This is a genomic window from Streptomyces sp. NPDC058964 (genome assembly GCF_042741275.1).
Lineage (GTDB): Bacteria > Actinomycetota > Actinomycetes > Streptomycetales > Streptomycetaceae > Streptomyces.
This window is the reverse complement of the sequence record NZ_JBHYKH010000733.1, coordinates 1-3,386: the sequence shown is the minus strand read 5'-3', so window position 1 is coordinate 3,386 and position 3,386 is coordinate 1. Positions and strand designations below refer to the sequence as shown.

Here is a 3,386-nt window from a genome sequence, read left to right as displayed (position 1 = left end):
TAACCCCGCCGCCCCCCCATCCCGCGCGGGCCCCCGGGCGCACCCTGCCGGAACGGGAGTTGTGGGCGCTCGGGTGTTCCGGCCCCTTGAGCGTTCGTCCCGCTCGCCCGCCTGCCGGCAGGAGTAGGCAGTGTCCTCGGCATGGAGGACGGACCAGACGTGGCGGTGGCTCTGCCGAGCGGTGTCGCCGACCGCTCGCGGGCCTGGGACTTCGTGCGCTGGTTCGCCGACAACCGGACGGGCCGTCCGCTGCGGGCCGAAGACGGCCGCCCCCTGGAAGAGTTGGCAGCCGCGGAGGCGGATCTGGGCTGCAGACTTCCCGCCTCCCTGAGGGAAGGGTACGGCCTGTTCGGCCGCCGGGACGATCTGACCCGGCAGCAGGACCCCTTGGTCCCGCCGACCGGGCTCCACGTCGGCGACGCCCTGGGCGGTGTCCTGGTCCTCCGCCGTGAGAACCGTGACTGTGCGTCGTGGGCGATCCCGCTCGACAGGATCGGTGAGGACGATCCTCCCGTGGTGGTGGGATCGCACCGGGGCTGGATTCCCTTCCTCGACCGGATGTCTCGCGCATGGGTCGAGCTGGTGCTGAGCGAGTCGCTCTTCGAGGCGGGTGATCTGTACGACGCCTGCGAGCTGCCGGGCGCGCTGGTGCCCGGACTCCGTCGTCGCTACGCCCGGGTCGGTCTGCCCGACCACCCCGTGTGGGCGAGCGACGTGGACTCACCCGCGCGCCGGTACGCGGCGCCCGGCCGGCTGCTGCGCCGAGACGGCCTTGAGAACCGCTGCCGGATGCACGCGCGGCCGCACGACTGCCGATCTCCACGTTGTCCGCGTTGACCTCCCCGGCCGTTGGACCGATGGCGGTTCCCCCACTGAGGTGAGCGCGCCGGCGCCGTGGAACGGGCCGTCCAGCGGCCGCCCTCACGGTCGACCCGGATCGGCCGGCCGAAGCAGACGGTGACGGGCTCCGAGGTGAGTACCGATTCCACCGGAGCGGACGCCAGTTCACGTCCTTCGCGCAGCAGAAAGGCGTGCGAGGTGCTGGGCGGGAGCTCCTCCGGATGATGCGTGACGGTCACCGTGGACAGGTCGGGCCGGACGCTCGCCAGGCGGTGCAGCGCGTCGACGAGATCCTCCCGTGAGGGCAGGTCCATCGCGGTGAACGGCTCGTCGAGCGGCAGCAGCGAGGGGTCGGACATCAGCGCACGGGCGATGAGCACCCTGGTCCGCCGGCCGCCCGAGCAGCCGCCGAAGGCCCGGCCGGCCAGCTCCTTGGTGCCCAGCTCGGCGAGCAGCGCGTGGGCGCGGTCGCGGGTGGCCGTGTCGTACGCCCCCACAGCGGTCGCACGGTGCCGGTCGCCCCTGTCAGGACCACGGTGTGCGCGGTGGCGTCCGGCGGGACCTTCTGCGAGGCGGCAGCGTGCCCGATCAGGGCGCGCAACTCCCGTACGTCGACCCGCCCCATCCGGTGCCCCAGCACGTCGACGGTGCCCGGGGCCGGGTGGACGAGCGCCCCCGCCAGTCGCAGCACGTGGTCTTCCCGGCACCGTTCGGTCCCAGGAGGGCCCAGTACTCAGGGGCCGTGACCGACTGCGAGGCCTCCATGCGAGGCCTCCATGCTCGCCCAGGCGAGTCCCTGGGCCTGTGCCGCCGTGTATCCGAGCAGCCGCTCTGCTCCGGGGCTCCAGCCGGTCACCATGCCACGCCCGTCCACGACGGCGAACGCGTCCCCCCGGGGCTCGGCCGGTGCGTCAGGCAGCATGACGTCGCACCGCACAGTTCGGCACCGTCACGCTCAGGACACCCACAGGTACATGGTGCCTCCGTCCATGACCCGCGGCACCCGCGGACCCTCCCGGCGGCGGTCTCGGCTTCGGCACCACGTGGGTGCGCCCGGTCTGCGCAAGCGGAGCCGCCTGCCGTACGGCGTCGGGCTCAGTGAACGGAGAATCCGCCGTCGACGAAGATCGCCTGTCCGGTGACATAGGCGGAGGCACGACCGGCCAGGAAGACCGCCGCGCCGGCCAAGTCCTCCGCCAGTCCGTTGCGCCCCACCATCGTGCGCGCGGCGAGCTCCGCCACCCTCTCCGGGTCCGAGGACAACCGCGCATTGAGCGGGGTCATGACGAAGCCGGGCACCAGCGTGTTGCAGGTGACGCCGTGCGGAGACCACGCCTCGGCCTGCGAGCGGGCCAGCGACTCCAGCGCCCCCTTGGAGACCCCGTAGGCGCCGCTCTGGACGAACGCCCGGTGCGCCTGCTGGGAGCTGATGTGGATGATCCGCCCGAAGCCCCGCTCGGCCATGCCGGGCCCGAACCGCAGACCCAGCAAGTACGGCGCCTCCAGATTCACCGCCATCGTGGCGTCCCACACGTCCTCGCCCAGTTCGCCCATCGGCGGCCGCAGGTTGATTCCGGCGCTGTTGACCAGGATGTCGGGCTCCCCGAACACTCCGGCCGCCTGCTCCGCCGCCGCGCGCACCCCGTCTCGGGTGCTCAGATCGGCACGCACCCAGGCCGCCCGGCAGCCGTCCGCCACCAACTCGTCCACCGTGGCGGTCAGCTCCGGCTCCGTGCGGGCGACGACGACCACACTCGCCCCGGCTCGCGCCAGTGCCCCGGCGATGGCTCGGCCGATGCCTGAACTGCCGCCCGTCACCACGGCGACCCGGTCGTCCAGCGAGAACAGTTCGGAGAGGTAGCTGTGCGAGATCATGACCGCACCTTAGACGGCGTGTCAGGTGACGGGGAGGACCGCAGCGCAACGCACCCGGTGAGAAACCGACTTGGCAGGGACGGCCGTGAACTCCGTTGGCCGGCGCAGACACTGTGCGCACATCGGAGGCCGGCCGCGCTGGAGGGCGACGGGCGCCTCCGGGCCACCCCTGCGCACCCCTTTCCGCCCCCCTGCGTTGTCGGCGCCGAGCCTTAGGGTGCCGAGCATGGCCCGTAACCCGACTCGATCGCACGACCATCCCGGCACGGTTCGCGGGTCCGCCGATGACCGTCGGGCCGAGTCGGACGGTCCGGGCCCGTACCAGTTCGGCCATGAGATGGCTTTCTGAGCGCGTACACAGCCCACAGGCCAAATCCACTCGGCGCGCACATTACCCTCACATCGCACGCTTGCGGACCGGTTGCCACCGTGCCGCGCCCACCGAAAGAAGGCAGACGCCACCGTGTTCCAGGAAACCCCGATCTACAACCGCCTGATTGCCGAGCGCGGCGACATCCCCGCACGCGTGCGGGGCGAGGCCGATCGCATACAGCGTGATCTCGCGCAGGTCATGCGCACCGGGACGGCCGCGAGCCTGCTCGGCCAGTCGGCGTTGTCGGCCGGCGATTTCCTGCCGATGCCCCGCAGTCCGCTGGCCGGACTCCGGCTCG

At 72.2% G+C, this 3,386-nt stretch carries 4 protein-coding genes and 1 pseudogene; 2 read left to right on the top strand and 3 right to left on the bottom strand.

All coding sequences use genetic code 11. The features are described from left to right. Nucleotides 1-141 precede the first annotated feature (141 nt). The gene (locus ACFW2E_RS43870; RefSeq protein WP_384476877.1) at nt 142-837 is read left to right on the top strand and encodes an SMI1/KNR4 family protein; all 696 of its coding nucleotides are present in this window, start codon (nt 142-144) and stop codon (nt 835-837) included. A 59-nt stretch (nt 838-896) separates the two neighbouring features. Here the strand turns inward: ACFW2E_RS43870 and ACFW2E_RS43865 are convergent. The 3 genes and pseudogenes from ACFW2E_RS43865 to ACFW2E_RS43855 all read right to left on the bottom strand — a co-directional run. Further along, nucleotides 897-1,590 (bottom strand): annotated as a pseudogene (locus ACFW2E_RS43865) (ABC transporter ATP-binding protein); the annotation flags it as partial. Beyond that, a complete protein-coding gene (locus ACFW2E_RS43860) occupies nt 1,574-1,762 on the bottom strand; it encodes a PAS domain S-box protein (RefSeq protein WP_384476874.1) in 189 nt (62 codons plus the stop codon). The gene ACFW2E_RS43860 and the pseudogene ACFW2E_RS43865, both read right to left, overlap by 17 nt. A gap of 173 nt (nt 1,763-1,935) precedes the next feature. Next, entirely contained in the window at nt 1,936-2,715 is a 780-nt protein-coding gene (locus ACFW2E_RS43855; protein ID WP_384476871.1) for an SDR family NAD(P)-dependent oxidoreductase, read from the bottom strand. A gap of 463 nt (nt 2,716-3,178) precedes the next feature. Between ACFW2E_RS43855 and ACFW2E_RS43850 the strand changes: the two genes are divergently transcribed. After that, nucleotides 3,179-3,386, top strand: a 208-nt coding sequence (locus ACFW2E_RS43850) for a hypothetical protein (RefSeq protein WP_384476880.1), incomplete at its 3' end; no start/stop codon positions are given.